Origin of the sequence: Pedobacter frigidisoli, from assembly GCF_004331675.1 — a bacterium.
In the GTDB taxonomy this organism is placed as follows: Bacteria; Bacteroidota; Bacteroidia; order Sphingobacteriales; family Sphingobacteriaceae; genus Pedobacter; species Pedobacter frigidisoli.
In genome coordinates this window covers 141,833-167,909 of the sequence record NZ_SJSN01000010.1, presented here as the reverse complement: position 1 = coordinate 167,909, position 26,077 = coordinate 141,833, and the positions used below count along the sequence as shown (strand labels likewise).

Genomic DNA, 26,077 nt, shown 5'->3' with positions numbered 1-26,077 from the left:
TCAGCTTTGATGGTTTCTGTTTCATATTCCTTTTTTTTATGAAAACTATCACCATCGTACTGACAAAAAAAAATAGTACACCAGAACCACCTGAGCGTACACTAAAGCATATCCTGAGATGACTAAAAAAATTCAAAACTGGGCCATTGCCAATAAGATTCACCTGATCGGATGGTCGCTTTACATTTTTTGTGAGGTTTTACTAATCGGATTTGCATCCGGGAGGTTTGGCAAACCCGAAGCCTATTTATTTCATTATTCCCTAAACATTATCTTATTTTATCTCAATACTTTCATAGTGCTAAAGAGCGGTTACGATAGATCGCGGTTGCATGTAGCTATACTCAGTAGCTACCTGATTATGGAAATCGTTTTGTTCATCTCATTAAAGGTCTTGGTAGACGCGGTGCTTATTGGACCTCAAGCTGGTCAGCTCTTCGGTTTTGTTGATCTTCCATATTTTCTGCAAACATTATGGCGGGTTTTGCAGTTTATCGGATTATCCTTTTTTCTTTTCATGTTTATCCGCTATAAGAGAGAGCGACTGGAAAAGGAGCAATCTAAGGAGAAAGAACATGAGGGATCACTGCGGAACAAGGAACTGGAGGTTGCCCTGCACGAAGCAACAAACGCTTATCTTAAGGCGCAGATCAATCCCCATTTCATCTTTAATATACTTGGGTTCATTCATGATAGCGTGCTTCGAACAGACGCACGAGCGGCTCAGGCTGTCATTGATCTATCCGAGCTCATTCGATTTGCGGTCAATTCGGATCAGAATGATCAAGAACCGCAGATGTCACTGGAAATTACGCAAGTAGAGTCTTTGATCAGGCTTTATCAGTTAAGATTTAAGGAAAGGGCCTTTGTTCAGTTTACCTACCAGAATGGCGCTGGGGAATCCAGGCTCATTCCGTTGGTGCTGCTCACTCTAGTGGAGAACTTGTTCAAGCATGGGGACATCCATATCAAGGACGATCCTGCCAAGATAGATATAGCGGTAGATAAACAATCACTTAGGATCTCTACTTATAATCGCATTATGAAAGGCAACCAGCCACAAGGATTTAATAAGGGAATGGAGAATATTAGGACCAGGCTATTACTAAATTATCCAGACAGATGTGATATGAAATACGGCCAAGCCGATGTTGACCACTTTTTTGTCTGGATTAATATTAAGGCGCCAACCGTATCTTGAAAAGAACAATTCTTATTAGATTGTTTGTTCATTGGTGATACTCTAGTTTAAGTCAGAGAAAAGGCAGTTACATTCTGCATTCGTGGGTGGAGCACGACCCAGGTTTCTGGCATACAGATCGCAACAAGCTGATACTTTAAATTATTTTAATGCTAAGTAAAACCTTACATACATTTTTCTGATTAGTAGAAGCATATTTATAATCAAGAAAAAACCAGAAGGTAAACATCAATTAAACGAATCACAGTCCTATGTAGTCAAATTTATTTGCACAACCAAACATCTCATAACAGAGCCAATTTAAACAAACATCCATAAGATAAATCACCAAATCATAATTAGAATAAGGCTTTAGATTTTAACTTCGACAAAGATTGCTGGATTACGCAGGTGAATTTTTTATTTGGACAAGAAGACCGGGATGATTTTTATGCTGGTGTCTAAAAAAGTCATATACCTTGGTGCCCGATTTCTCCTATCGAAACGAGATGTCCTTGGTAATGTAGCCAAGTTTGTTCCAGCCGTGGTCGTGGATTTCGCCTTTCTTATTGATGGATATTTTTTCAACTTGCACTTTTTCTGTTTTGGACTGACCGAAGACATTGCCTGTAAAAACCGTTAATGCCATTAACATTAAGGAGAATAAAAAACGAGTTTTTTTCATGATTTCTATAATTTACCTACGAATGTACGCTTAGATACAATCTGACCTATTGACCCTCATCAACTACTAAAATGATGTGTATCACTAAATTATATATTGGAAAAAGGCCATTTCTTACTCCCCTAAAATAAATTAGTACGTCAATGTGATTCCTCCTCCATAACCCATATCGCTATCATAATGGGTAGAAAATGAAAAGTATTTAGTTACAATGTATCTAAGTCCAGCCATGTATTCCTTATCCGTGTTTCCCATAATATTTAGCCTTAATCTTTTGCTCAATGGCATATCTTCACGCATCAATTGAAAACGAAACTTACCCTTACTGTCCAATCGGGCTTCGGCAGTAACCAACATTGGAAGAATGTATTGCGCACCGATCACAGCCGCCTTTCTGTTCATCTGATTGCTGAGCTGCCCAAACATATTTTTCCCAGCCATATTGCCCATACTGTTGTAGTGATAATCAAATCCAATGAAAGGCATAAAACACTGCATTTTTCCAATATAGCGACCGAAGTAAGCTTCTACCTCATTTCCATGTTCCGACTTTAGTCCCAACCTGAATTCAGTCGAGAAACGATATTGCGTATTCGCCAACATCACTTCCCCATCGCTACCGTTGCTTTCTAATCCAATGTTTCCCATCAAATGGAATTCCCTATCGTCGCTGAACAATTTGCGCTGTGCAAGTCTTGGATTTGGGATTTCTGGGTTCGCAGGTGAATTTTCATAACTAAAAACCCTGCCCATTCCACTCGTCATGTGGTAAAGGATATGGCAGTGGAAAAACCAATCCCCCCCTGGTTCTGTCGCCGCAAATTCGATGGTATCCCTTTCCATAGGCATGATATCAAGAACATTCTTCATAACGGCATGATCTCCCTGTGCATTCACTACCCTAAAGTCATGGCCATGCAAGTGCATCGGGTGTCGCATCAGGCTATTATTGTAGAGAATAATCCTAACGTTTTCACCCTTTTTGATCAGTATCTTATCAGTTTCGGAGACTGTTTTATTATCAAGGCTCCAAACATACCTGTTCATGTTCCCAGTGAGCTCAAACTTAATTTCTTTCCAAGGTCCTTTTGGTAAAGTGGTTTTTTTCGGATCTCTCAACATATCGTAGTTAAGTGTAACAATATCCGAGCTGGTAGCCCCCATTTCCGCCATGCTTTTGTCTACGGCTTTTGAGCCTTTTTTAGGGGTTTCCTCACCAGTAATTTCAGGATACATCACCGTATTCATATCCATGATCTGGTTCTGCATCTTCATGCCATCCATCTCGATCATGTTGCCCTGCATGTCCATCATGTCGTTCATCATTTTCATCCCTGCGAAATACTTGAGTTTCGGAAGTGGCTTAGCGGGAACTTTTTCGCCCTTGCCCAGCCAGAGGGATGCAGATTTTGTCCTGTCTTCCGGAGTCACCAAAAATTCATAACTTTTGTTTTCTGGAATGGTCACTACTACATCATAGGTTTCTGACACGGCAATGATCAGCCTGTCAACTTCTACAGGTTCTACATCATTTCCGTCGGTAGCTACCACCGTAATCTTTCCGCCCGAATAGGTAAGCCAAAAATAATCGGATGCTCCGCCATTCGCTATGCGCAACCTCACCTTATCTCCAGCCTTGAATTGGGATTGAAGGTTCTGGTTCTTTCCATTGATCAAAAAAGCATCATAGTAGACGTCGCTCACATCCATCGCATTCATCCGTTTCCATTCGTTGTTAACCTTGGTCTTAAACTCTCCAGATCGGATAGCCTCGGCATAACTTTGTGTAGCACCTTTTTGGATGGCAAACCAGTCGGTTGCATTCTTTAGACTGCGATGGACTTCTTCTGGCTTCATATCTGTCCATTCGCTTATTACAATTGGCAATGTTGGAATATCCCATTCTTTATTACGCTTGTTCATTATAAATGAACCATACATTCCGATCTGTTCCTGAAGCTTGCTATGGCTATGGTACCAGTGGGTGCCATGTTGAAAGATTGGAAACCTATATACATAAGTAGAATGCGGTTTAATTGGCATTTGGGTTAAAAATGGAACACCGTCTTCCTTGTTGGGAAGAAAAAGGCCATGCCAGTGCAATGAGGTTTCTTCGTCCAAATTATTGTGTACATAGATCTCAGCAGTATCCCCTTCTGTAAAGGTCAAGGTCGGCATTGGTATCTGTCCATTAACTGCAATCGCACGTTTGGGTTTCTTTCCAAATGTTACCGTTGTATCCGCAATGTAAGGTCATACCTAACGGTTCTTGGTTTAGCATTATTTGTAATTGTTCTGATCGGGCCAAGGTTAATCTTTGCTTTTTTGATATTTGCCATTGTCGCATCAGTATCTCCCATATCCATCCCTTCCATACCCACTTTTTGTGTACCCTTGCCCATATCCATTCCATCATGGTCGTTTTTCTCGGTCTTAGGTTTTTCTGGAATGAGCTTCATGCCGCATTTTGGACATTTGCCCGGAGCATCCTGACGGATCTCTGGGTGCATCGGGCAGGTATAGGTTGTACTTTTCACATCGGTCGATTTATTATCGACAGCCTTGCTGTTGTCCATTTCCATCTTATCAGTTGCCTGCTTAGTAGGAGGAACTGGTTTTTTTGAAGTCGAAGACTTTTTAGGGGGCGTTTTTTTAACGGTGGCAGGTTTTTTTTCTTTACCAGCGGCATTCCGCATTTTGGGCATTTACCCGGTTTCCCCTGTTGTATTTCCGGATGCATGGGGCAGGTATAGATCTCTTCACTTTTAACAGCGGTAGATGCTGTTCCATGCTGGTCATGTTGGGCATTGGCCATCTGCAAAGTGCAGACTGCCAAAATAAATAATATTATCTTTTTCATTTGTTATCTGTTTTTTCCAGACTATCCAGTACTGCGCTGGCCCAATCTGTAATTATTTTCTGCTCACCTAGAGAAAGCTTGTCTGCAGGATTGATTACACATCTGAATAAGAATGTTTTTATTTTAATAATCATCTGTTGATGAAAGATCTAACACGCTTACAAGTCCCTGCATATTGTCAATGGGATTTCTTAGATCATGAATCACTTTTTGATAATTTTGATGGTTATTCTTTATTGCAAGCTCGAATCCTTGGGTTAAATTCAAAAGAGTTATAATTCCAATGAACTTATCGTTATGATTGACTGGTAGAAAGTCCGATTGCGACTGTTTCATAAGAGCAAATACTTCAGACAAAGTTTGTGTGAGCTCAACGATAGGCTTAAAAAAATTTACATCAAGTAGTTGTCTACTCTCAGGGTTTTTTAGCAGGTCATTTTGCGTAATAATTCCAATTATGATTGAATTCTCGTCAATAACAGCCATGTATTGATGCACTAGAAACCATTTTTTAGCATCTCGTGTGTCTTCTAAAACTGAAACTGTGTGAAAATCCTTGTCAATAAGGTGCGTTATATCCATTTCCTTTTAAGTCATCATCAGCCTTTGCATATATTCATGCAATATCAGTTTTCAAATCATGCCAGGTGTCAAAGAGGCAAATAATTCATGAGATGTTCAATTCTATCTCCTAATACATTTTGATTGATCGAATTTTTTAAATATAAACAAAAAGGGGCTTAGCGCCCCCCTTTAAAAACCAAACGCTGTTGATTACATTTTAGTGGTGTCTTTTTTCATTTTAGTGTCTGACATCTTTCCCTTTTTACCAGGATCCATCTTTCCTGACATTTTACTATTATTCATTTTACCTTTGGCCATCTTATCTTTGCCCATTTTGCCATGTGCCATTTTTGATTGCGAAGGTTTGCTCTTCATTTTTGAAGTGTCAGTTTGTGCACTTGCAGAAAATGTAAACAAGGCTACAATTGCAAAAGCTGCAATTACTTTTCGAGATGCTGATACGAAATTTTGAGTTTTCATAATTAAGTTTTTAATAAGTTTTATTTTTCATATTAGACGAATGAACCAGACTATCCTTACAAAAAATAAATTTTTTGTCAATACTTTCTCGATAAGTGAAGCAACTAAACTGGAATTAGCACACTAGCTGTAAATCAATGATCGTAAAGTTTTGCAATAGCTTCTAGTTATTGTTCAATTTTTTTTCGATCTGTGCCTGCAATTCTTTTTTAAAACTTTCATCCAGTCTAATCTCCCGCGAATCAGGGGAGGAGAATAGATCTTTTACCATGTTATTAATAAGGCGGCTTTGCTTTTCGTAGAGCATGCATACCGAACAGCCGGCCAGGTGAATTTTTAGTTCCAGTTTTTCGCGCAAGGTTATTGTACTGATCTGCTTTTTTTCAATTAGAAAAGTAGCCTTTCTACAGTTATAAGCAATTTTTGTTATTTCGTTTTCTTCCATTTCCATCATTACTTTTCAATTCATATCCAATTTTTTTGTAAGCAAGCTCTTAAGTTCACTTTCGCCCGATGTATTATTACCCAGCAATTTGATGCCGTCACGTTTAATTCAGAGCAGATAATGTCCGTTTCCATATCATCAATGTGTTTCATTGAGAAAACAGAAAACCATAACGCCGGCAGTTTAGCCATGCATCTTTGCAGGATTTGATTAAACTCCTTACTGATCAAGGGGTCATGATCGTCCAATCCAAATGGCCTGGGTTGCTGCGCTTCTTTCCAATGCCCATCGTTTGTGTTAAAAAAGCCATCCTCTGTACCCTCATCCGGAAGTAACTGGATCGTTTCCGCTCCTGATGACCGTTTGCGATATACGTCAATGATCTTGTACTTTAATATGGCAGTAAGCCAGGTCCGTTCAGTGCTGCGACCATGGAAACTACTGACTTTCTCAAGAGCACCCAGAAACGTCTCTTGAACAATATCCCTGGCAAGTTCGGAGTCATTTAAGCGGGTAATCGCAAAGTTATACAGGTAATCCGCGTGCGCACCTACCCAATTGTGGGGATCAATATTATTCTTTTTGCTTTCGGTTTCGTCTTGGTGCATAGGAGGCTTGTATTATAAATTATTTTATCTGCATTGGTAAACTTAATAAGTTTCTTTCTCATCATTTAGTCGGTCAGTTTGCGATTTCCTTACAAAAAAATAGAAATTTTTGTAAGGACTTATAACTTTTTACGACAGAAACAGAAAATTCATACATATGGCTCCGTCAAAAAAATCCTCGATCATCACCGGGATGCTACTTATCGCATTGGGATCATACTCTTTTATAAATAAACCAGGTTCCAAGGATAAACTTGCTACTAGTTTCGCTGTAATTGAGCTTTTTACATCAGAGGGCTGTTCAAGTTGCCCTCCCGCCGATGAACTTATTTCTAAAATCGAAAAAGAAAGCAGGGGAAAGGATATCTATATCTTAAGCTATCATGTTGATTACTGGAACAGGTTGGGGTGGAAAGACCAATTTAGCAGCGCTGCTTTTTCCAAACGCCAAAATAATTATAGCATTTGGCTGAAATTATCCTCTGTTTATACGCCACAGGCCATAGTAAACGGTAAGAGTGAATTTGTAGGCTCAGAAGAAGGGACATTGCGTACTGCTATCAAAAAGTCCCTCAGCATACAGTCACCTGCCAGGATCGTCCTTTCTAACATTAAAAAGTTGGGTGAAAAGATTGACTTTCGCTATCAAATTGACGGAATTCCAGATAATACCTCGCTGGTATTAGCGCTAATCCAAAAGAATGCGGTCAGCAAAGTTCTGCGCGGTGAAAACGCTGGAAGACAATTATCACATGTACAGATTGTTAAAAATATTCAAACTATAGAAATCAGAGACAAACATACAGGAGAGGCATCCATCAGCATTCCTGCCGAAGTGAGGGGCAATGTCGAAATTATCGCCTTGCTGCAAAAAAACAACACCGGAGAGATCATTGGCGCTGCCAGGTCACCCTCTGGTATTTCAAGCAAAAATAGTGGAGTGAGCCAAAAATCTAAGTAGTAAGGAATAATCAATAACCTTAAAAGAATTAACCGCATATGAAAATAATCAAAGAAAAGCACCCACTGCTCATGCGATGGACACACTGGATTAACTTTCCAATTTTAACCATAATGATCTGGAGCGGGATGCTGATTTATTGGGCAAATGATGAATATAGTATCACGCTTTTTGGTTACACCTTTTTCAGCTTTTTTCCCGAATGGTTTTATACCTTTTTACATATTCCGCATAGACTAGCGGAAGGGATGGCTTTTCATTTCTTATTTATGTGGTTTTTTACCTTAAACGGCATCCTGTATGTGCTTTATACCATCATATCTGGCCAGTGGAGGTACCTGGTACCTCAGCGTAATTCTTTTCGGGATGCCTGGCTGGTTTTACTCTATGACCTCCACATTAGAAAGGGAATACCTCCCCAGGACAAATATAATGCAGCCCAGCGGATTGCCTATACCGCGATTATTGTAATGGGCTTAGGTTCGGTCATAACCGGGCTCGCAATTTATAAACCGGTTCAATTTTATTGGATCACGTGGCTTTTCGGAGGGTACCATCTGGCGCGTATCCTGCATTTTGCTTTAACAGTTGGATATATGTTTTTCTTTCTTATCCACGTCTTCCAAGTTGTTATGGCCGGCTGGAATAACTTCCGTTCAGTGGTTTCAGGGCTTGAGGTTACTGAAGAACCTGAGACACTTAAGGATCCGATAATCGATATGCCCGAAATTAAAACACCTGATACAAAAAAGCTTTAAAAGAAATGGAAAAGAAAGTAAAAAAGGTAAAAAAAGAGTTAACTGTAGATCAGAAGATCAACAGACGCAACTTTATATCATTTAGCACATTCTTTGCTGCCGGCGGAGCAGCTTACGGTGGGTGGAGGTGGCTGTATAAGTCCCCAGAAGAAACATCCGGTATAACCGCGGGCGCAAGGAAACCTCTACGAAGAGCTTTAAATAAAACGGAGCTGTTCTTTCGTAATTTTTTCAGCAATAACCACCTTGTTAAAACCTATCCCAAAGAAATGGCAGCTAAAAAGGTTAGGGTAAATAGCGACATTGGAATTGATGATAAAGATTTTGATCCGGCAAGCTGGGCATTGGCCGTAAGGAAAGGAAATGGCCAGGTGACAAAGATCAGTATTGATGAAATTAAAGCGCTCCCTAAAACAGAGATCATTTATGACTTTAAGTGTGTGGAAGGATGGGATCAGATCCAGCATTGGGCCGGAGTTAAATTCAGCGACTTTATTGAACATTTCGGATTAACTGACCATGCAAAAATGCCATACATTGGAATGGAAACGCCTAATGGAGAGTACTACATTGGGCTGGAAGCAGAAAGTGCCCTGCACCCGCAGACAATTTTAGCCTACGAAATGAATGATCAACCTATTAGTCTGGAACATGGCGCCCCGCTACGTCTTATTGTACCGGTAAAATACGGCATAAAGAATTTAAAGCGAATTGGAACGATATCTTTCAGCAATCAGCGTCCAAAAGATTATTGGGCTGAACAGGGGTATGACTATTATTCCGGCCTATAATTGATTGAAGCATTAACCCTAAAATAGGCATCACAGATTTAAGTAAATATTAAAATAGACATAAACATCATGATTTTAGAAAAATTAGGCTATAGAATTGGCGTAATCGCTACAATTATAGTATTCCTTTGGATTGGAATTTTCAAATTTACACCAGGAGAAGCAGCAGCAATTAAAAATTATGTTTCAAACAGCTTCTTGATGAACTGGATGTATAGCCTGTTCTCTGTACAAACCGTATCGAACATTATAGGAGTATACGAGATAACAACCGGAGCACTTTTAATTGCGTCTTTTTGGAGCCGCAAAATAGGTTTTATAGCAGGAATCTTAACCTTAATTATATTTGTTACTACATTGAGCTTCCTAGTCACCACACCCGGAATCTGGAAAATCAGTGAAGGAGTGCCGGTAACCGACTTTTTTGTAGTAAAAGATCTCGCCTTTCTTGCAATTGCATTACTAGTGATAGCAAAAAACAGGGGTGACAAGATGATACTCACAACCAAAACTAAAATCTAATATAGGTTAATCTCCAATAGGTTTAAATACATGATCTGACTTTATTGGCCATAAAGTCAGGCTGATGTATAGGTTTCTAACCCATTTAGTAATTGTGAAAGTCTAATTAGCACTCAGAGATATTTACAGGTCTTATCATTGTCACAACGATACTTTCAAACATTGCTTACCGCAAATGATGATCTGTATATTTTTAAATTGGCCAACCTGTTCTTTGGTCATTTTTTGCGACAAACCAGTGTACAGGGTCCCGGTTTGAATAATGCTCATATTTTTTCCAGTAAAATAATCCGTTTCTACACTTGAAAATGATTTAAAAAGTTTTGTAAGTAATAGGTGGTAATCGCGACAAAATCAAAAACATCATTATGAAAATACTAGGTAAACTAAAGACCTGGAGCTTTGTACTCCTAATCCCCATTCTAGCTGCTGCATGCAAAAAGGATAACGATGATTCGGCAACAACCGATGATAATCAGCAAACTACAATAACCGTAGAAAACGTTTTAAAATCCCAGCCGCTTGTAGAGTCAGGCACATTTCAGGGTACTGGAACGCTAGCGGTAATTTTGCCGGGACAATCTACAACTATTACGTTTTCCGCCGCCAAAGGCGAAGCCCTGACTTTTGCTACAATGTATGGCTGGTCTAACGATTTATTTTTTGCTCCTTCAAGCCCGGGAATTCAGGTCTATGACGACAAAGGAACCCCTATTGAGGGGGATGTTTCTTCACAAATCAAGCTTTGGGATAATGGTACCCGGGTCAATCAGGTTCCTGGTGCAGGTGTAAATCATCCGGGCACGGCGGAGCTTAAGAACATTACTGAAGTAAACGGGACTGATGCTCAGGGCAATACCTACCTTGCTGCAGCCAAACTTGTAAAGGCAACTTTGAAGTATGACGGAAACTCGGTATTTACCCTTACCATTCAAAACACTTCAGGTGGTACACCAAACGAGACACCGCTCAGTCCCGGAGTTTGGGCTGTATCTTACATTGTAGGCGGCACCTTACTAGCCCCTAATCCTTTGTACACCAGTGGACAGCCAACAGCTAATGGCCTAACGGGTATTGCTGAAGCTGGTGATAACACTTTGCTAAGCACTTACGCAAAATCAATTACAGGGATCTTTACCCCCTTGTCACCAATATTGGTGGTAGTTTATAATGGCATAGACAATCCAATTTATAAGGATGGCGAACTTGATCGCGCGCAGGGATTAAAATTACTTGCCCAACAAGGGAATGCGGATACATTAGCTTCCTTTTTGAAAGGCAAACCAGGTATTAAAGCGGTTTATGTTTTGCCTGCCCCTACAACAAGGGTACTGCTTCCGGTAATAAATGGTCAACAAGGAGGCCAGGTATCTCAACAATTGACCGTCGGCAAGGGCGACCGCCTGGCTATAGCAACCATGTATGGATTTTCGAATGACTGGTTCTTTTCTTCAGCAGATAATGGCGTTGATCCTTTTCAAAAAGGCGATATATCGACTTCCATTAAACTTTTTGATAATGGTACCGCGACCAACCAGTTTCCTGGTGCGGGTATCACGCAGTTCAATCTCGCGGGCACACCATTGAAAGAAAGCCAGGTTATTGCACCGGTACCCAATCCTAACAAATTCACTACTTTGCCCGAGATTTCAGGGATCATTAAAGTAACTCTTAAGTAATAAGCAAGTTATATAACAGTGACCGGCTCGTTGTCGGTCACTGTTTTTAGTAGTAAGCGTATCTTAAACAGCGTATCAGTCAGGATAGTGAACCGCTGTGATCTGTTATGCTAAGCCCCAAAGCTTATTTGCAACGGCTTTATCCAAGGCGTTTTCCTTTAAAGTTGCCAGCACCGGATAACCGCGAAATCCCTGATCAGGTTCGTACATGTTTCCGCCCTTTGCCTTATCAGATACTGCAGCATACAAAGCAGATAATGCACCTTGTGCAGGCTCCATAAACTGTCCGATACGTTCTTTTCCTGCTAACATTTCCTCCGCTGATGAATGTCTTAATAAATCTGTATCATTTGCGCCAGGTTGCGCTGCAACTGACAGCACCTGGTAGCCCATTTTTGTGATTCTTCGTTGCAGTTCTAAAGAAAATAAAAGGTTAGCTAGTTTACTCTGGCGGTATTCCCGCAAAGCATTATATCCTTTTTGTAATTTTAAGTTTTCAAAATCTATGGTGGCATGCTCGTATCCCATGCTGCTTACTGTAATTACACGCGAGCCCTTAGTTGCTTCAATTACCGGAAACAAGTAACCGGTCAGCGCAAAATGGGCCAGAAAGTTTACGCCGAATTGGAGCTCATAATCCTCTGCGGTCTTGGACTCCGGAGTATTTGCTACACCTGCATTATTGATCAAGATATGCAGCTGGTCATGCTGCCTAAGAAATGTATCCGCAAATTGTTTAACAGCCTTAAGGCTGGATAGATCGATAATGCCGATTTCAAGGGTTCCTTTACTTGCCTGCGATTCCAGTTTGGACTTTGTTTGCTGAGCGTTCTTTTCATTCCTGCAAGCCAGTATAACATGCGCGCCTGCCTCATATAGCGCAAGTGCAGTTTCAAATCCTAGACCGGTATTTGCGCCGGTCACGATGGCTGTTTTGCCGGTTAAATCCGGCATGTCTTTCTTTGTCCACATTGTTATTAAGATTAAGGGACAAAGGTATCTGCGTATTATTCGGTATGCTTACTAAATTGAAATCGAAAACTATAAATATCAATCTTTACTCAGTTTCCGGTAGGTTTTTGCCGTGATTTTCGCCATGCTCTTAAAGAAAGCGGAGAAATGATTGGCTTCTCCGAATCCCAAACTAAATGCAATTTGCGCGATAGTCCAGTTTGTGCCCTTCAATAAGATCTTTGCTTCTTGTAAAATTCTTTCATTGATCAGCTGTGAGGTTGTAAATCCTTTTATTGCCTTGAGTGCTTTATTCAGGTGATTTACATGAATGTTGAGCTGAGCTGCGAAAGCGGCAGGAGAATTAAACTTAATAACCTGGTAAGTTAATTCAATCGGAAACTGGCGCTCCATCAGTTCAGTAAATGTGGTGGCAATTCGTTCGGCGGCATTAGAGTTAGATAACGGACTTTCCATTAAAGGAACTGTTTTTTGTGCCTCATGTATCACTTCCATCAGCAGACATTGCAGCAGGTCATATTTAAATTTATAATTTCCCTCCAGCTCGGTACACATCTTTTCGAAAAGCGATTCATATGTTAAGACTTGCTCCGGTAATAAAGGTAAAACAGCTTCATCTTTAGATTGAAATACAGAGTAATCCTTAATGTTCCCAAATTTGCGAAAAAAGGTGTCTGTAAAGATGCACATGTAACCTGTTTGTCTTTCGCTGATCGTCTCCCAGTGGTATTGAATGGAAGGATTTGTAAAAACGATAGCGCTTCCATCAACTTCTATATCCCGATCGGTATAGTGAATCATACTTTGTCCGCTTACCAGCGTGATTTTATAAAAACTACGCCTGGTGTACGATGCTTTTCTGTATTTAGGAAGTACAAGGTCTTCAATCTTAAAGATATTAAAATGACCGCACTCACTATCGTTACCTTGATCAGATTGATCTAAATTTTTATAAAAAGAGCTAAGTTCAACAACTTCAAGCATAATTTAATATACAGAATAAAGTCTATAATCCATAACAGAACTTATTAAACAGTTTAAACCCACTAGGATTTTGATTTCTTAAGCGCCTGCTGTCCAAATTTAATCAGGTCTTGCGGCTGTAAAAATCCGGTACTGGTCAGGACCTTCTTGCCGCTTGAATCAAATATCATTAGGGTGGGATACTCCTGAACGCCCCATTGATCTGCAAGGTTTACCCCTTCGCCTTTTTCCATATCTATGGAAAGGTTCACAAAGTTTTTATTGAAAAACGCAGCTGCTTCTTTATCATTAAATGTGGTGTTTTTAAGTTGCTTACAGGGCCCGCACCAGCTCGCATAAGCATCAACAAAAATATATTTGTGTTCGGTACGTGCCTTTTTTAAAGCAGCAGTCCAGGAGTTTTCAATAAAATTAATCTTGGTACTTTTAACTTTTTTTATCGGATCGGTTTTTAGTGCTGCTTGCACCGTTTGCACTGAAATCAATGAGCCGATCAACCAGACGGCAAAAATAAAATTATAGCTCGTGTTTTTCATTTTATATTATTTATAATAGGTTTAAAATTTTACAAGTTGTGGTAGGCAGATTTCCCTTCGTCAAGAAACAGGATATAGTTTGATATATCCAGGTTAAAGGCCTGTGGTTTGGTTAACTGGGTTCCTAAACTATTCACAATAACATAATACGGCTGGGAATTTGTTCCGAAGGTGGTTGCCTGGAAATCACTCCATTTTTGTCCCAGTGTTTTTATTTTTTTTCCGCTGAATTTTGAAACATAAATATCATGAGGGTCAAGGTCAGTCTTATCATCGACATATAGAGACACCAGTATATAATCTTTCTTTAGCCGTTCCAGTACTTTAGGATCGGCCCAGACGCTTGCCTCCATTTTACGGCAATTGGTACAGCTCCAGCCGGTAAAGTCAAGTAATATCGGTTTATTGAGCTTTTTTGATTCTGTAAGCCCTGGCTCATAATCATAAAATGCATCCAGCCCAAGTGGGGCATGGAAAAGTGAAGCATATTTTTTGTCCGGAGTTTCTTTTGAATCGGTTCCTGAACCTAGTCGGGTCAAATCAAAGGCCTGATCGGTTTTTGGAGGAAGCCACCCGCTTATGGCAGGCAATGTCGCTCCCCATAAACCAGGAATCATATAAACAGTAAAAATAAATGCAAGCATGCTGGCAAACAAGCGGCCCAGTGAAATGAACGGTGTATCCGAATCGTGTGAAAACCGTATTTTGCCCAATAGATAAAATCCAAGAAAGGCGAATATGATGATCCAGATCCCCAAAAACACATCTCTGTTTAAAAATCCCCAGTGATAAGCTAGATCTACATTGGAAAGGTATTTAAAGGCAAGCACCATTTCCAGGAATCCTAGGGAGACTTTCACGGTATTCAGCCATCCACCAGATTTAGGGAGCTCTTTAAGCCATGAAGGGAAGATCGCAAACAGGGTGAACGGGATGGCCAGGGCAGAAGAGAACCCGAGCATGCCCATAGCCGGGCCCAGGTATGATCCTTTGGATACTGCGTCTACCAGTAAGGTGCCGATAATGGGCCCGGTACATGAGAAGGATACAAGCGCTAAAGTAAAGGCCATAAAAAACAAGCCGATTATTCCGCCCTTGTTCGACTTTTCATCCATCTTGTTAACCAGGGCAGAAGGAAGCGTAATTTCAAAAGCCCCCAAAAATGATAAAGCAAATAACACTAAAACAGCGAAGAAAATCAGGTTGAAGGTAGCGCTGCTGGCTGCTTCGTTTAGGGCGGATGCCCCGAAGCTTAAAGTAATCAACAGGCCCAGGGCCACATAAATGCTGATGATGGATATTCCGTATAAAAATGCCTTTTGGATCCCCTGCCGCCTGGAGCCGGCCTGCTTGGTAAAAAAGGAAACAGTTAATGGAATCATGGGATAGATACACGGCATAAAAAAAGCGGCAAGCCCACCCAGGAACCCGGCGATAAATATCGCCAAATAAGAGCTGTTGCCCGCATCTTGTCCGGTAGGTTGCTGATTAACCTGCACCTTAGCTGTCTTTATGGTATTATCAATTTCTTTACCGGCAGACTGGTCTGCTGATGAGACCAGGGCCTGATCACCTACGGTAATCTTAAATTCTTCTTCGGTTGGCGGCAAACATTTATGATCGTTACAAACCATGAATTCCACCGAGCCACTGATTACCGTTGGTTTGTTCACCTTTATCCGCTGCTTGAAGACGACCTGTTTTTCATGCCAGGAAATCTCCATATTAAAATTTCTATCTACAGCAGAGCTTGGCTTCGGGCTTTCAGACACCTTGCCTGTCAGGGTGTAATCTTTATTGGTACTGAATTTAAAAGAGGTAGGAATGGGGCCGCCCTGGGGGATGAACTGCGAATAGACATGCCATCCGGGTTGGATGACTGCTTTAATTACCAGATACGCTTCCTGATTATTGATTTTTTCTGAAGAAAAGCTCCATGTAACCGGCTTTTCAATCTGCGCAACTGCTGAAACAGAAAACCATATTAAACTGATTATGATAATTAACGACCTTTTCATTTGAATTTATAAAGTATAGCTGCGCTCTGTTTGGACGCAATACTGGTTTGGTCGGAAAAGCCAGCAATCCTTACAGATCTAAAATAATAACTATAGAAAGGGAATAAAAGCGATTATTCCTCCTTGAACGTGGCCGAAGTTATGCGCTTTCTATTGACTGAGAGCTGCAGGACATCTGGCCGGGAATAATGCCCCGAAGGATCAAAGTTCTGCCGCTCTTCCATTACGCGGTGATGATCGATGGTTGCGATGATGAGTCCTTCTGTCTTTGCTACAGGTGCAACAATCCAGGTGCCGTCAGGACCTGCAATACAAGAACCACCATCGGCCAGCCATTCACTGCTTCCAGAGATCATCCGGTCCGCATAGGGAAGGGAACTACTGATGTCTTTTTGCTCTAGCAACCCGCCAACAGATACGACAAAAGACCTGGATTCAAGGGCAATAAACCGGGTAATTTCAGAGGTATTTCGCACATTGCCCGGCCAAAGCGCCACGTGCAAGTCCTCGCCCTGGGCATAAAGAGCAGAACGAACCAATGGCATCCAGTTCTCCCAGCAATTTAAGGCGCCAATTGTGAAGGTTCCAAATTTGCTCACCTGAAGGCCGTGGCCATCTCCGCCTGCCCAAACTAGTCTTTCTTCATATGTAGGCATCAGTTTACGGTGGATATACTGAATTTCTCCATTGGTGCCGATATTTACCAGGGAGCAGTGCAGGGTATGATTGCCCGTGTCGGGCGTCCTTTCAATAAAGCCAAAGACGATCATGATTTTTCTTTCTTTTGCCATCCTGCAGAACACGTCCAGGTCGCCTGAGCTCACCGATACTGCCTGGTAGGCATAATAAGCATATAGCTCCTTTTGCACTGGTGAATTAAAGATCGCACCTCCTGTTAACTCTACCCAAAATGGATACCCGGGAAGCAATGCTTCTCCAAAAACCACAAGGTCGCAATGCTGACTGGCGGCTTCTGCGATATAGCCGAGCATTTTTTCGGTAGTTGCCTCCCGGTTTAAGAAAACAGGCGCGATTTGCGCCATTCCAATGGTAAGGGTAGTATTCATTTCAAGATGATATTATGCTAAGATAGCGATCATGAATCGGTTAGAAAAAAGGTATCATTTAAGTTGCGGTAGAGGTGCTAAAAAAATATAGAAATTAATGTAAGGCGTTCCGCTTTTTTGCGACCAACACAAAACATAATATCATCAGATTCAAAATGAGAAATTTAAAACCCGGTTTTTTCCAAACTATGACGATTGCTCTTGCAGCTGTAGGCCTGACAACAGGCGCAGCAGCTCAGACAGCCGTGAGCCCTAATCAAAATAAAATGATGGAAGTATCTGCAACCGTTCCCGGAGTTCCGGCAAACCCGGCCGATATCAGCCCGCTGTTGATCGGTGAAACAATCCCTTCTGTAATTCTGCCGGATGCAACTGGAAAATCATTTAATTTGAATGAATCCATGGCAAGTAAGCCTACAATTGTTGTTTTTTATCGTGGCGGATGGTGCCCTTTCTGTAGCAAACAACTTTCCGGAATGCAGGCTATTGAAGGTGACCTTGGGAAGATGGGTTACCAGATCATAGCAATCAGCACTGACAGCCCGGAAAACTTGTCTAAGACCATGGGTAAGGAACATTTGAGCTATACATTGCTTTCAGACAGTGAATTATCGGTGTCTAAACAATTTGGGATTGCTTATGTTGGGCCAAAGAATTATGGAAAAACACTAATTGAAGGATCTAACGGCAAAAACGTGGATAAGCTATTGCCCGTTCCCTCTGTTTTTATACTAGATAGTAAGGGTGTGATAAAGTTCGAATATATTAATCCTGACTTTAAGCAAAGGATTAGTCCTGAATTGTTAAAAGCTGCTGCCGGAGCGCTGATGGCAGAAACAAAAACAAAGGGCTAAGACGCTGGTTATTTAGCAGGTACTTTGATATTAAACAGAACCTTCCTTAACAAATAACGGCTTTACCCATCTCATCTCCTCTGTTAGGGAGTATGATATGGGTTACTTCAGCGACAGAGAAGCCACCCACTGTTAGTTATTAATCCTTAAATAAAGATGATGATCATTACTCCAATTAAGATTACGCCGGATCCTTACGAAAAGTTTCATCTTTCCCAGGGCTATAAAGCAGGACACCTGCTCTTTATATCTGGCCAAACGGCAGTAGATGAAACAGGCCAGTTAATCGGCCTTAATGATTTTGACGCCCAGGCGGAGAAAGACTTCAGTAATTTAAAAATAGTATTAGAGGCCGGGAACTCAAGCCTTAAAAACGTTATAAAAGTTACGATCATACTAACAGACATGTCAAACTTTGACAAGATCGTTGCGCTCAGGAAGAAATATTTTTTAGCCCCTTATCCGGCTGACACTATAATGGAGGTGTCTTCTTTATTTTCGCCGGACGCATTGATTGAAATCGAGGCTATTGCAGTAGAAGATCAGGCTGCTCAACGTGTATAGGTCATGAGCTGGCTGCTGCTTTTAATCGCCGGGTTATGTGAGATCGGCTTTACGACCTGTTTGGGCAAGGCCCAGCAGGCAATCGGGACTGCATTTTATCTATGGATCGGAATTAGGGTCAATTAATTACTTTTCCGTCACAGAATTAGGGTAAATATATTTGATAATTGTAATAGAATTAGGGTAAATGTATGTGTTTTCAGCTCTATTTACGTAATTAAATCAACTAGGCATCTATATGCTTATTATTGGAGACCGTTATCCTAAATCAAGTTACAATTTTTTCATTATATTTGTTGGCATAAATCATCATTAAGGCATTAATAAAAATTTAAAGATGGAAAAGAACGACATATCTATATATGCTAAAAGCGACAACTACTATCTTCAACTAATTGGCGCTTACATAAAGTCTGTTAGAATAGCTCAACAGAAAACGCAAAAAGAAATAGCAGAAGCCTCAGGTATAAACCGAAGCACACTGGTACAACTTGAAAAAGGCCAACCGGTAAATATGCTTTCCTTTATACAAGTATTAAGATCCTTGAAGCAACTAAATTTTTTGCAGACCATGGAAATCACACCACAAGTAAGTCCCTTAAAACTAGCTGCGGCTGAACAGAAACAAATAAAGAGGGTTCGCTCTAAAACGAAGCTTGAAAAAGTAAAACCTAAATCAGATTGGTAATGGTTACAGCATATGTAAATTTATGGGATAAAAGAGTAGGTGCAGTACTCTGGGATGCCGATCTGGAGTTGGCTAGTTTTGAATATGATCCCAATTTTATTAGACAGGGGTTGGACATTGCCCCAATAATGATGCCTTTGGAGGAGAAAGTAATCTATGCTTTTTCCAACCTATCAAGAACGACAACTTTTAAGGGTTTACCTGGCTTACTGGCAGATGCGCTTCCCGATAAATACGGCAATACCTTAATCAATGAATGGCTGGTGAGAAATGGAAGAGAAATGAACAGTCTTCATCCTGTCGAAATGTTGAGCTTCGTAGGAAATAGAGGAATGGGGGCAGTTGAATTTGAACCAGTAAATCCCAGGAGCTCTGATAAATCTACCAGAGTCGAAATTAGTAGCTTAATTGATATCGCAAGGAGTATATTGAACGCTAAGGAGTCTTTTCGTGGCGAACTTACTGCCGATAAAGAAAAGGCCTTACTGGATATTTTGAAGATTGGAACCTCTGCTGGTGGCGCCAGGGCAAAAGCGTTAATTGCCTATAATGAAACAACAAAAGAAGTTCGCTCAGGGCAGGCAGATGCTCCACAAGGTTTTCTTCATTGGCTAATTAAATTTGATGGTGTTCATGATAGCCAGTTTGGAGAAACCTATGGTTACGGTCACGTGGAAATGGCTTATTACCTTATGGCAATAGATGCTGGCATTGAAATGATGCCAAGCATGCTTTTTGAAGAACATGAAAGAGGCCATTTTATGACCAGACGTTTTGATAGGATGCCGGGGAAAGGTAAAATACATGTACAGACCTGGTGTGCAATGACTCACCGTGACTTTCAAGACATCAACTCATTTAGCTATGAGGAACTTTTCCAGACTATGCGGATTCTAGGCCTACCATATCCAGATGCTGAACAGCTTTTTAGAAGGATGGTATTTAATGTAATTGCTAGAAATTGCGATGACCACACTAAGAATTTCGCATTTTTAATGGATAAAGATGGCCAATGGGGCTTATCTCCTGCATACGATGTATGCCATGCCTATCGCCCGGATAGTGTCTGGGTGAGCAGGCATTGCCTGAGTATAAACGGAAAAAGAGATGAGATTGGGCGGGCTGATTTGATTACGGTTGCCAAACAAATGAACATCCGAAAAGCAGATGGAATTATTTCGGAGATACAGAGTGTAGTTAATCGGTGGGAAGATTACGCCAAAAAAGTTCAGGTAAAGGTGAACCTTAAAAAGGCAATAGGAATGACCCTTCTCAAAATTTAATCACTAAATCCAATAAAAGGAAAATACTCTAATCTTATTATTTTTAATTTTACCAATTCAAATTCAGTAGAAGCAAAAAATAAAGGGGAACGGCCTTTTAGTAAAGATTTCTATAAGCAAAAAATGAGCACGGCCAAATTATCTTTAAACTACTTCTATTTACCCCGAATAAACGTGTAAAGATGCCAAACGATGAGCGGGCATAAAGCGTTTATGAAATTTCATACAAATGAATAATTTTGGCTGCTCTTTCTAATACAGAGTATAGAGCCAATGAAATTTACCACAGCCAAAGAAAGTTTTTTTCATTAATTTCTTTGCGCAACTGGGTAATGCCCCTATGGAGCAGATTGTAGACCGTTCTTACGCTCGCATTCTTGTATTCTGCAATTTCTTGCATCGATTTCTTTTGCAGAAACCTCAATTCACCACTTCCCTTTGAGCAGGGGTTAGTAGTTTGAGGCACTTTGAAGTTTAGAAAACTGGGCGGTTATGATTTCCGCTTCAAGCATTTCGGATTCATCCAATTCAAAATCTTCAGGAAAATTGGCTATTGTTTCTATTTTTTTCTCCCGCTTCCATTGGTACACTAGTTGCCTTTTAAATGAAGTTAAGAGATAAGCTTGATAATAATTTTCTTGTCCTTGGGTTTCCATATTTTTCAGCAGCATATCCTAAAGACGTTTGAGGCGCCCTTGTATCCATGAACTTTTAACAGAACTGTCAGGTAAATATAATAAGGGCATTGCCCAAGTCGTCTTGCGATGGTTCATTCAAAGAGAGGTCGGTGCTATTTAAAAATCACTAAATAAAAGATTAAGGAAATTTTAACCTATTTGACTTCGAACTATCCGCCGATGATATGGCAGCCATCAAATCATTAGATATAGGACTTATTTATGCAAGTCTGGCTATAGAATTCGCAACGGTTCGTCTAGAAATTACAGGCGTTGGTCTAGTGGTTACCGACGCTGGTATATTACGGGATTTTTGCCTGAAACGTTTGATGGACAGCTGCGTCATAATAACAAACAATAGCAAAAACCTAAAATATAAACGATATGAAATCTTTAGCAAAAACAATATTCGCAGCAGCATTAACAGCAGTAGTATTAACTTCATCAATGGTGGCAACTTTTGGCGCTGAGGCAGTTAAAGCAGAAACAAAAGCTTCTTCATTATCAAGATTCAACAGGATCTGGGTGAGCGGTAACGTTAAAATCATCTTAAGACAAGGTGACAAACAAAATGTAGAGGGTATGAGCAACTATGACGCTGCAAAAACCTCAGTATCAACAGATGGGAAAACATTATTTATCAATTCATTAGAAACCAGTCAGGTAACCCTGAATATTACCGTAAAAGATTTGGAAAGAATCGAGGCTTATGGTCAATCGGTTGTGGTGACCAGCAATAATTTCGATGTAAAATACCTTCAGTTGTTTTTGGGTCAAAATGCTACAGCTGAGATCAAAACTACAGCAGGCAGTTTATATACTGTCGTTAAGGAAGATGCGGTATTAAAATTAATTGGTACTGCTGATCAAAGTACAATGATCGCAAGCAACATGAAAAATGTAAAATTAGCTGACTTTGCCAATCTTAAATCAGAATCATATGCCTCTGAGAGCATTATGGAAGCGGAGCTAAATGCAATGGTTTTAGCCAAATAAAAAGTATTAACCAGATAAGTTGAAGCTGCCCATTGGGTGGCTTTTTTTTGTTATTGCTTAGCAAAAAATTTTTTAGATATTGCGTTGATTTGCAATTGGCGAATTGCAAATACTTCTCAAATCTAAAGGCTATAAAACTTTCGGTCCTTATGCGGGGTATACAAAAGGTCGAATTACAACAAATCTAAACGGCCTTAACGCCTTTGATATAGAGCGCTCATTTTTCTATCTAATCATTCAGTGAAATCATAAGTTGGGCTAAGAACCTCTTCCGTGAACCAGCTAGACTCCAGAAAATGTTTAATTTCCTGAATGTCATAACTTGTGCGGTGCTACCTACAATTAACTCAATAGTACGCTAATCTATCGCTTTGAATCTAAGAATAGTATTCCGCTAATGTTAAAAGTTAATGGATATTGTTGATCAGCACACTAGACTCCTGCTCCTTGAAGATCGGGATGACCGCATGTGCTGCCTTCTTATACCCAATTAGATTGGTCTTGACTACCTGATGGCTGAGCTCGACCGGCATTCCTCAATTTGCCCACTGGCCATCAACCCTGCATTGTTCACCAAGAATCGATTTTCCCAATAGGAACCAATGCATGGCTGGCCCTAGGTGTACCTCTTGCATACACGCATATATCTTTATGTATACCTAGAGTCATTGCTCCAAGGGTTTGACAATATTAAACTGCATTGTTCACAGCATCCCTGACCCTGGAAGCCAGGATCAAGTAGCATTCAACTCTGGCAACGACCCCCGCCGGTGCATGGCCCTCTACTTGATGCGCCAATGACTACTATGGTTTAAATGAACAATGAGGTTATTGTCGTTGGTGATATTCCCATATTCAGAAAGTTTGAAATTGAGTCATTCAGCAGTAAGCAAACTCAAAATGATCTAAGATCAACCCCAGCTATTACCAATCAGTCTGCAGGAAAACAAAAAATTCCTAATGGTGTTATATTTCTATCCCTTGATAATTATTTAATTGGCGATATCTAGCCTAATCTTGATAAATTAAGAGCATACAAATAAAAATGTTACTCAATAAAAACACAGCATTATGAGCAAGCAAGTCATCTTCATCTGTTTAGTTTTAACAGGTATAGCTAAGCTTACCCATGCACAGGAAAACTTAAAGATTGCCTGGCCGGGTGAGTACAAATGGAAAATTGGTTCAGAACAAAAAAGTGGAAACGCACGTATGGTTGAACTGATTCCTGGAAATGAATCAATTAATAACTGGACAATCATCGGCACCATGTTATCTATTACGGGCAGGACATCAGGTTCTGTAGAAAAGGCTATGAACACGACCTATAACCAAACACTCGGTAACGCGCCGAAAGCCAGGCTCAAAATAATTGAGAAAGGTATCAAATCAGGCTCTCCGTGGATATTGTTCCGTGTCGAATCGCCTTATTTTAACAACAGCAAGACGCCCGAGTCGCAGCTCTATTACATCATTCAGGGCAATCAGGCCTTGTATTCCAATTTTGTGGCTATAAAGCAACCCGCCCTAGGCGTGCTGTTCGTAGAAAAATGGAGCAAGGTCTTTAAAAATAGTATGATCGTAGGTAAATAATTCCCGTTTTATAGACAATACTGGGTTGATTTTACTTATTTAAGTGAAAGTTTAAGCTTGGTCGCGCCGACAGATATTTCTTTTGACAATACCTTGGCATTCGTCTCGGCATCCTCATCATCGTATCTCATGTATTTCCAGGTGTTGCCTGTATTGGCGTCTTTTATAGCCAACAAATAGCTTTTACCCTTAATTCTCAGTTTGTCTGTGTTAACCCTCTCTACCGTGTTGTCTTTCATTTTGGCCTTGGCCAGCATGTCGAGCAGGGCAGCTTGCGACGATTCCAGTATCATGCTTTGGTTATATTTTCCCAAGCAAATTGTTGCCGCACCTAACTTGGTAACTAGGCTAAGCGTAAGCCCGATAGGCACTTCTTCGAAAATGGTCTTTATCCCCATGCCGCTTAAGGCTCCATTGGCCATTGCGCTCATTTGCACCTTTGGCATGACCTTAAATAAGGGTGGGTATGTCATGTCCAATACCTTATCAATTTCCATTTTACGGGTGTAACCAATTATGGTTTGAAAATCTTTTTGGATAAGTTGCTCCTCTTGTGCTAATGCAGCAGCTACTTGCAAAGAAATGAGCAGGCATAAGATAAGTTTTTTCATAAAATGTCGTAAATAATTAAACAATCAACAATCCTGGCCAATTTTTGGTTTGAAGTTTACAAAGGAAATATTGTCCGCAACCACCGTTCCACTTGCGAACCATGATAATCCGACCTGGCTCCTTGACTATCAAATCAGATCGTCATGGGAAATCCCAATACAATAACCGACCAAGTCCCTATCAATGGAATCCATATAGAACAATTGTGAAATATGGTTTAAAATACAGCAAAGCCTGTCTTTCCATGTGGCAAACAGAACCAGATATCCAGTATCAATTGTTCATTTGTTTTCGAGTTTGAAAAAGCCAGTGCAGAATTTCCGTCACTTCTTACCAGGCGGACGAGTTTGCCATCGCCGGCATACTCGACATTACATTTATTTTCCAGATCCATAACATCAAATCCATTATTAAGGTCGTCTGATATAGCCTTAACCCGGGCCTGCAGGTCGTCTTGTCCAAGATACATCGTTTTTGCATTTCGGGTCTCAATAGTCTTTATTGCCGAGAATAAAACCTCGTAATTGGATCTTCTTGAGTTATCGATAAGGTGCCTATACGTATTTTGTAGGGGTAGATAAAGGTCTGATTTCAGGTTGGTAAGTTTCTGAAGGCTTCCCCAATTTTCTACCTGGTAAGGAACCTCGGCGTTGAATGTGGTTTTGTGAATGATAAATGGCTCGCCTTGCTTAGCCAGTGGCGTTTGAAATTTCTCGGAACTATTAACAACTGAAAACTGATCATTTTCCACATCCTGTTCTACAATTTTATAGCGGATATAGGCCTCGCGGTTAAGGACAGTCGTTCCTTCTAAAGGGTAGCCCTTCACCTCGATTTCCTGCTTCCCACTACCGAATATCGCGGCATTAATGGGGATATCCGTCGAGGCTTGGCCATCGAGATTTAGTGACAAAATTTCGATGTCGTTCACCTTTATCTGGAATTTACATAACAGGGCGCTGAAATCCAGCTGATAATATGGTTGTTTCATCTTAATATAAAATGAGGTTGTCTAGGTAATCCCTTTTGCATTGAATTTAAGTAATTTAAGCTCCGTCAAATGAGTGCAGTCACGTATTAAAATCCAGTTTTTACTTAATAACCTCCGGATACATCATCTTATAATAATCCTTTATCGTCATTACTTTTGCGTCGGAACTGTTCTCCATTCTTGTTCCTTTTTTTACAAAAATGAAATTTGTACTGAAAAAGTTTTTGCTATTTTTGTCTGTTGAGATGGCCTGGTAGGTAAAGATCCAAGCATTGAGTTTTGGAACATCCCAAAAAAAAGATTCTCCGCTTCCTTTGGTATCGCTTTGCTGATAGGTATGGAAAGTTTTCTTTAGATAAGCAATAATCGCCTTCGTTTCATCCTGATTAACAGAACTGTAATTAAATCCGAGGTAATTAGTTGTCTCTTTCGAGTTTACAAATATCGAAAGGCTACTGTAATCCGAAACGTTTCCGTTGGGATAGTCATAAGTGCTGAGTTTTACATCTCCGATTGCATAACCATCTAATTTCTTTGTTGTGAGGGATGCCAGGCCGAGGTTAGGATCCATATCCTTCTTTAGCTCTTTATCTTGCGCCGCAATTGCCGAAATGTCTGAGTCGGGTTTTAAGGAAAGCAGGTCTGTTTTTGTTTGTGACTTACAAGATAGGATAGTCATACCTATCACGATTGATAAGAAAAGTTTCAT

General features: G+C 40.4%; 30 protein-coding genes. 13 read left to right on the top strand and 17 right to left on the bottom strand.

Annotated elements, in window-relative coordinates; genetic code table 11:
• Window positions 1-118 precede the first annotated feature (118 nt).
• Window positions 119-1,201 carry a sensor histidine kinase gene (locus EZ449_RS14120; protein WP_131559884.1) on the top strand — a complete coding sequence of 361 codons (1,083 nt, stop codon included), beginning with the start codon at window positions 119-121 and terminating at the stop codon, window positions 1,199-1,201.
• Window positions 1,202-1,676: 475 nt separating this feature from the next.
• Here EZ449_RS14120 and EZ449_RS14115 read toward each other — a convergent pair whose 3' ends face one another.
• The 7 genes from EZ449_RS14115 to EZ449_RS14090 all read right to left on the bottom strand — a co-directional run bounded on the left by EZ449_RS14115 (window position 1,677) and on the right by EZ449_RS14090 (window position 6,822).
• A complete protein-coding gene (locus EZ449_RS14115; RefSeq protein WP_131559881.1) occupies window positions 1,677-1,865 on the bottom strand; it encodes a hypothetical protein in 189 nt (62 codons plus the stop codon).
• Window positions 1,866-1,997: 132 nt separating this feature from the next.
• The gene (locus EZ449_RS14110; protein ID WP_262711137.1) at window positions 1,998-4,049 is read right to left on the bottom strand and encodes a multicopper oxidase family protein; all 2,052 of its coding nucleotides are present in this window, start codon (window positions 4,047-4,049) and stop codon (window positions 1,998-2,000) included.
• Window positions 4,050-4,093: 44 nt separating this feature from the next.
• Window positions 4,094-4,561 carry a heavy metal-binding domain-containing protein gene (locus EZ449_RS23120; RefSeq protein WP_225872324.1) on the bottom strand — a complete coding sequence of 156 codons (468 nt, stop codon included), beginning with the start codon at window positions 4,559-4,561 and terminating at the stop codon, window positions 4,094-4,096.
• A 287-nt stretch (window positions 4,562-4,848) separates the two neighbouring features.
• Complete coding sequence (locus EZ449_RS14105) at window positions 4,849-5,307, bottom strand: CBS domain-containing protein (protein ID WP_131559879.1); 459 nt, start codon at window positions 5,305-5,307, stop codon at window positions 4,849-4,851.
• 192 nt (window positions 5,308-5,499) lie between these two features.
• Entirely contained in the window at window positions 5,500-5,769 is a 270-nt protein-coding gene (locus EZ449_RS14100; RefSeq protein ID WP_131559877.1) for a hypothetical protein, read from the bottom strand.
• Window positions 5,770-5,932: 163 nt separating this feature from the next.
• The gene (locus EZ449_RS14095; protein WP_225872323.1) at window positions 5,933-6,214 is read right to left on the bottom strand and encodes a hypothetical protein; all 282 of its coding nucleotides are present in this window, start codon (window positions 6,212-6,214) and stop codon (window positions 5,933-5,935) included.
• 20 nt (window positions 6,215-6,234) lie between these two features.
• The gene (locus tag EZ449_RS14090) at window positions 6,235-6,822 is read right to left on the bottom strand and encodes a sigma-70 family RNA polymerase sigma factor (RefSeq protein WP_131559871.1); all 588 of its coding nucleotides are present in this window, start codon (window positions 6,820-6,822) and stop codon (window positions 6,235-6,237) included.
• A 157-nt stretch (window positions 6,823-6,979) separates the two neighbouring features.
• On the opposite strand from EZ449_RS14090, the gene EZ449_RS14085 reads away from it, so the two are divergent.
• The 5 genes from EZ449_RS14085 to EZ449_RS14065 all read left to right on the top strand — a co-directional run bounded on the left by EZ449_RS14085 (window position 6,980) and on the right by EZ449_RS14065 (window position 11,533).
• Window positions 6,980-7,783, top strand: coding sequence for a DUF1223 domain-containing protein (locus tag EZ449_RS14085; protein ID WP_131559869.1), 804 nt, complete (start codon window positions 6,980-6,982; stop codon window positions 7,781-7,783).
• Window positions 7,784-7,821: 38 nt separating this feature from the next.
• Complete coding sequence (locus tag EZ449_RS14080; protein ID WP_131559867.1) at window positions 7,822-8,541, top strand: cytochrome b/b6 domain-containing protein; 720 nt, start codon at window positions 7,822-7,824, stop codon at window positions 8,539-8,541.
• Window positions 8,542-8,546: 5 nt separating this feature from the next.
• Window positions 8,547-9,332, top strand: a complete 786-nt coding sequence (locus tag EZ449_RS14075; protein WP_131559865.1) for a molybdopterin-dependent oxidoreductase — start codon at window positions 8,547-8,549, stop codon at window positions 9,330-9,332.
• 69 nt (window positions 9,333-9,401) lie between these two features.
• Entirely contained in the window at window positions 9,402-9,854 is a 453-nt protein-coding gene (locus EZ449_RS14070) for a DUF417 family protein (protein WP_131559862.1), read from the top strand.
• A gap of 368 nt (window positions 9,855-10,222) precedes the next feature.
• Window positions 10,223-11,533, top strand: a complete 1,311-nt coding sequence (locus EZ449_RS14065) for a spondin domain-containing protein (protein ID WP_131559860.1) — start codon at window positions 10,223-10,225, stop codon at window positions 11,531-11,533.
• Window positions 11,534-11,638: 105 nt separating this feature from the next.
• Here EZ449_RS14065 and EZ449_RS14060 read toward each other — a convergent pair whose 3' ends face one another.
• The 5 genes from EZ449_RS14060 to EZ449_RS14040 all read right to left on the bottom strand — a co-directional run bounded on the left by EZ449_RS14060 (window position 11,639) and on the right by EZ449_RS14040 (window position 17,110).
• Entirely contained in the window at window positions 11,639-12,505 is an 867-nt protein-coding gene (locus tag EZ449_RS14060) for an oxidoreductase (RefSeq protein WP_131559858.1), read from the bottom strand.
• 78 nt (window positions 12,506-12,583) lie between these two features.
• On the bottom strand, window positions 12,584-13,489 hold the full coding sequence (locus EZ449_RS14055) for a helix-turn-helix domain-containing protein (RefSeq protein WP_131559856.1): 906 nt from the start codon (window positions 13,487-13,489) through the stop codon (window positions 12,584-12,586).
• 62 nt (window positions 13,490-13,551) lie between these two features.
• Entirely contained in the window at window positions 13,552-14,025 is a 474-nt protein-coding gene (locus EZ449_RS14050; protein ID WP_131559854.1) for a thioredoxin family protein, read from the bottom strand.
• 29 nt (window positions 14,026-14,054) lie between these two features.
• Window positions 14,055-16,043 (bottom strand): protein-disulfide reductase DsbD family protein, encoded by a 1,989-nt coding sequence (locus EZ449_RS14045; protein WP_131559851.1) that lies wholly within the window; start codon window positions 16,041-16,043, stop codon window positions 14,055-14,057.
• 113 nt (window positions 16,044-16,156) lie between these two features.
• On the bottom strand, window positions 16,157-17,110 hold the full coding sequence (locus EZ449_RS14040) for a carbon-nitrogen hydrolase family protein (RefSeq protein WP_131559849.1): 954 nt from the start codon (window positions 17,108-17,110) through the stop codon (window positions 16,157-16,159).
• 155 nt (window positions 17,111-17,265) lie between these two features.
• On the opposite strand from EZ449_RS14040, the gene EZ449_RS14035 reads away from it, so the two are divergent.
• The 4 genes from EZ449_RS14035 to EZ449_RS14020 all read left to right on the top strand — a co-directional run bounded on the left by EZ449_RS14035 (window position 17,266) and on the right by EZ449_RS14020 (window position 20,499).
• On the top strand, window positions 17,266-17,964 hold the full coding sequence (locus tag EZ449_RS14035) for a peroxiredoxin-like family protein (protein WP_131559847.1): 699 nt from the start codon (window positions 17,266-17,268) through the stop codon (window positions 17,962-17,964).
• A gap of 156 nt (window positions 17,965-18,120) precedes the next feature.
• The gene (locus EZ449_RS14030) at window positions 18,121-18,528 is read left to right on the top strand and encodes a RidA family protein (RefSeq protein WP_205943003.1); all 408 of its coding nucleotides are present in this window, start codon (window positions 18,121-18,123) and stop codon (window positions 18,526-18,528) included.
• A 337-nt stretch (window positions 18,529-18,865) separates the two neighbouring features.
• Window positions 18,866-19,216 carry a helix-turn-helix domain-containing protein gene (locus tag EZ449_RS14025; protein WP_131559845.1) on the top strand — a complete coding sequence of 117 codons (351 nt, stop codon included), beginning with the start codon at window positions 18,866-18,868 and terminating at the stop codon, window positions 19,214-19,216.
• Window positions 19,216-20,499, top strand: a complete 1,284-nt coding sequence (locus EZ449_RS14020) for a type II toxin-antitoxin system HipA family toxin (protein ID WP_131559843.1) — start codon at window positions 19,216-19,218, stop codon at window positions 20,497-20,499. Before EZ449_RS14025 ends, EZ449_RS14020 begins: the two co-directional genes overlap by 1 nt.
• Window positions 20,500-20,779: 280 nt before the next feature.
• Here the strand turns inward: EZ449_RS14020 and EZ449_RS23510 are convergent, their stop codons facing one another.
• Window positions 20,780-20,965, bottom strand: a complete 186-nt coding sequence (locus EZ449_RS23510) for an RNA polymerase sigma factor (protein ID WP_131559841.1) — start codon at window positions 20,963-20,965, stop codon at window positions 20,780-20,782.
• Window positions 20,949-21,155 (bottom strand): hypothetical protein, encoded by a 207-nt coding sequence (locus EZ449_RS14010; RefSeq protein ID WP_165499763.1) that lies wholly within the window; start codon window positions 21,153-21,155, stop codon window positions 20,949-20,951. Before EZ449_RS14010 ends, EZ449_RS23510 begins: the two co-directional genes overlap by 17 nt.
• A 405-nt stretch (window positions 21,156-21,560) precedes the next feature.
• Here EZ449_RS14010 and EZ449_RS14005 point away from each other — a divergent pair, with 405 nt between their 5' ends.
• From EZ449_RS14005 to EZ449_RS13995, 3 genes are all read left to right on the top strand, one after another.
• A complete protein-coding gene (locus tag EZ449_RS14005; RefSeq protein WP_131559837.1) occupies window positions 21,561-22,172 on the top strand; it encodes a GIN domain-containing protein in 612 nt (203 codons plus the stop codon).
• Between the two features lie 815 nt (window positions 22,173-22,987).
• Window positions 22,988-23,182, top strand: coding sequence for a hypothetical protein (locus tag EZ449_RS14000; protein ID WP_131559834.1), 195 nt, complete (start codon window positions 22,988-22,990; stop codon window positions 23,180-23,182).
• A 61-nt stretch (window positions 23,183-23,243) separates the two neighbouring features.
• Window positions 23,244-23,765, top strand: coding sequence for a hypothetical protein (locus tag EZ449_RS13995; RefSeq protein ID WP_131559831.1), 522 nt, complete (start codon window positions 23,244-23,246; stop codon window positions 23,763-23,765).
• A 35-nt stretch (window positions 23,766-23,800) separates the two neighbouring features.
• Here the strand turns inward: EZ449_RS13995 and EZ449_RS13990 are convergent, their stop codons facing one another.
• From EZ449_RS13990 to EZ449_RS13980, 3 genes are all read right to left on the bottom strand, one after another.
• Window positions 23,801-24,376, bottom strand: a complete 576-nt coding sequence (locus EZ449_RS13990) for a hypothetical protein (RefSeq protein WP_131559829.1) — start codon at window positions 24,374-24,376, stop codon at window positions 23,801-23,803.
• A gap of 218 nt (window positions 24,377-24,594) precedes the next feature.
• Entirely contained in the window at window positions 24,595-25,368 is a 774-nt protein-coding gene (locus EZ449_RS13985) for a hypothetical protein (protein WP_131559827.1), read from the bottom strand.
• 100 nt (window positions 25,369-25,468) lie between these two features.
• Window positions 25,469-26,077, bottom strand: a complete 609-nt coding sequence (locus EZ449_RS13980) for a hypothetical protein (protein WP_131559825.1) — start codon at window positions 26,075-26,077, stop codon at window positions 25,469-25,471.

Excerpts from the sequence above, each read along its gene's own strand:
- EZ449_RS14120 (WP_131559884.1), top strand. The coding sequence starts at position 119 with ATGACTAAAAAAATTCAAAACTGGGCCATTGCCAATAAGATTCACCTG.
- EZ449_RS14115 (WP_131559881.1), bottom strand. The coding sequence starts at position 1,865 with ATGAAAAAAACTCGTTTTTTATTCTCCTTAATGTTAATGGCATTAACG.
- EZ449_RS23120 (WP_225872324.1), bottom strand. The coding sequence starts at position 4,561 with ATGCGGAATGCCGCTGGTAAAGAAAAAAAACCTGCCACCGTTAAAAAA.
- EZ449_RS14105 (WP_131559879.1), bottom strand. The coding sequence starts at position 5,307 with ATGGATATAACGCACCTTATTGACAAGGATTTTCACACAGTTTCAGTT.
- EZ449_RS14100 (WP_131559877.1), bottom strand. The coding sequence starts at position 5,769 with ATGAAAACTCAAAATTTCGTATCAGCATCTCGAAAAGTAATTGCAGCT.
- EZ449_RS14095 (WP_225872323.1), bottom strand. The coding sequence starts at position 6,214 with ATGGAAGAAAACGAAATAACAAAAATTGCTTATAACTGTAGAAAGGCT.
- EZ449_RS14090 (WP_131559871.1), bottom strand. The coding sequence starts at position 6,822 with ATGCACCAAGACGAAACCGAAAGCAAAAAGAATAATATTGATCCCCAC.
- EZ449_RS14085 (WP_131559869.1), top strand. The coding sequence starts at position 6,980 with ATGGCTCCGTCAAAAAAATCCTCGATCATCACCGGGATGCTACTTATC.
- EZ449_RS14080 (WP_131559867.1), top strand. The coding sequence starts at position 7,822 with ATGAAAATAATCAAAGAAAAGCACCCACTGCTCATGCGATGGACACAC.
- EZ449_RS14075 (WP_131559865.1), top strand. The coding sequence starts at position 8,547 with ATGGAAAAGAAAGTAAAAAAGGTAAAAAAAGAGTTAACTGTAGATCAG.
- EZ449_RS14070 (WP_131559862.1), top strand. The coding sequence starts at position 9,402 with ATGATTTTAGAAAAATTAGGCTATAGAATTGGCGTAATCGCTACAATT.
- EZ449_RS14065 (WP_131559860.1), top strand. The coding sequence starts at position 10,223 with ATGAAAATACTAGGTAAACTAAAGACCTGGAGCTTTGTACTCCTAATC.
- EZ449_RS14060 (WP_131559858.1), bottom strand. The coding sequence starts at position 12,505 with ATGTGGACAAAGAAAGACATGCCGGATTTAACCGGCAAAACAGCCATC.
- EZ449_RS14055 (WP_131559856.1), bottom strand. The coding sequence starts at position 13,489 with ATGCTTGAAGTTGTTGAACTTAGCTCTTTTTATAAAAATTTAGATCAA.
- EZ449_RS14050 (WP_131559854.1), bottom strand. The coding sequence starts at position 14,025 with ATGAAAAACACGAGCTATAATTTTATTTTTGCCGTCTGGTTGATCGGC.
- EZ449_RS14045 (WP_131559851.1), bottom strand. The coding sequence starts at position 16,043 with ATGAAAAGGTCGTTAATTATCATAATCAGTTTAATATGGTTTTCTGTT.
- EZ449_RS14040 (WP_131559849.1), bottom strand. The coding sequence starts at position 17,110 with ATGAATACTACCCTTACCATTGGAATGGCGCAAATCGCGCCTGTTTTC.
- EZ449_RS14035 (WP_131559847.1), top strand. The coding sequence starts at position 17,266 with ATGAGAAATTTAAAACCCGGTTTTTTCCAAACTATGACGATTGCTCTT.
- EZ449_RS14030 (WP_205943003.1), top strand. The coding sequence starts at position 18,121 with ATGATGATCATTACTCCAATTAAGATTACGCCGGATCCTTACGAAAAG.
- EZ449_RS14025 (WP_131559845.1), top strand. The coding sequence starts at position 18,866 with ATGGAAAAGAACGACATATCTATATATGCTAAAAGCGACAACTACTAT.
- EZ449_RS14020 (WP_131559843.1), top strand. The coding sequence starts at position 19,216 with ATGGTTACAGCATATGTAAATTTATGGGATAAAAGAGTAGGTGCAGTA.
- EZ449_RS14010 (WP_165499763.1), bottom strand. The coding sequence starts at position 21,155 with ATGGAAACCCAAGGACAAGAAAATTATTATCAAGCTTATCTCTTAACT.
- EZ449_RS14005 (WP_131559837.1), top strand. The coding sequence starts at position 21,561 with ATGAAATCTTTAGCAAAAACAATATTCGCAGCAGCATTAACAGCAGTA.
- EZ449_RS14000 (WP_131559834.1), top strand. The coding sequence starts at position 22,988 with ATGAACAATGAGGTTATTGTCGTTGGTGATATTCCCATATTCAGAAAG.
- EZ449_RS13995 (WP_131559831.1), top strand. The coding sequence starts at position 23,244 with ATGAGCAAGCAAGTCATCTTCATCTGTTTAGTTTTAACAGGTATAGCT.
- EZ449_RS13990 (WP_131559829.1), bottom strand. The coding sequence starts at position 24,376 with ATGAAAAAACTTATCTTATGCCTGCTCATTTCTTTGCAAGTAGCTGCT.
- EZ449_RS13985 (WP_131559827.1), bottom strand. The coding sequence starts at position 25,368 with ATGAAACAACCATATTATCAGCTGGATTTCAGCGCCCTGTTATGTAAA.
- EZ449_RS13980 (WP_131559825.1), bottom strand. The coding sequence starts at position 26,077 with ATGAAACTTTTCTTATCAATCGTGATAGGTATGACTATCCTATCTTGT.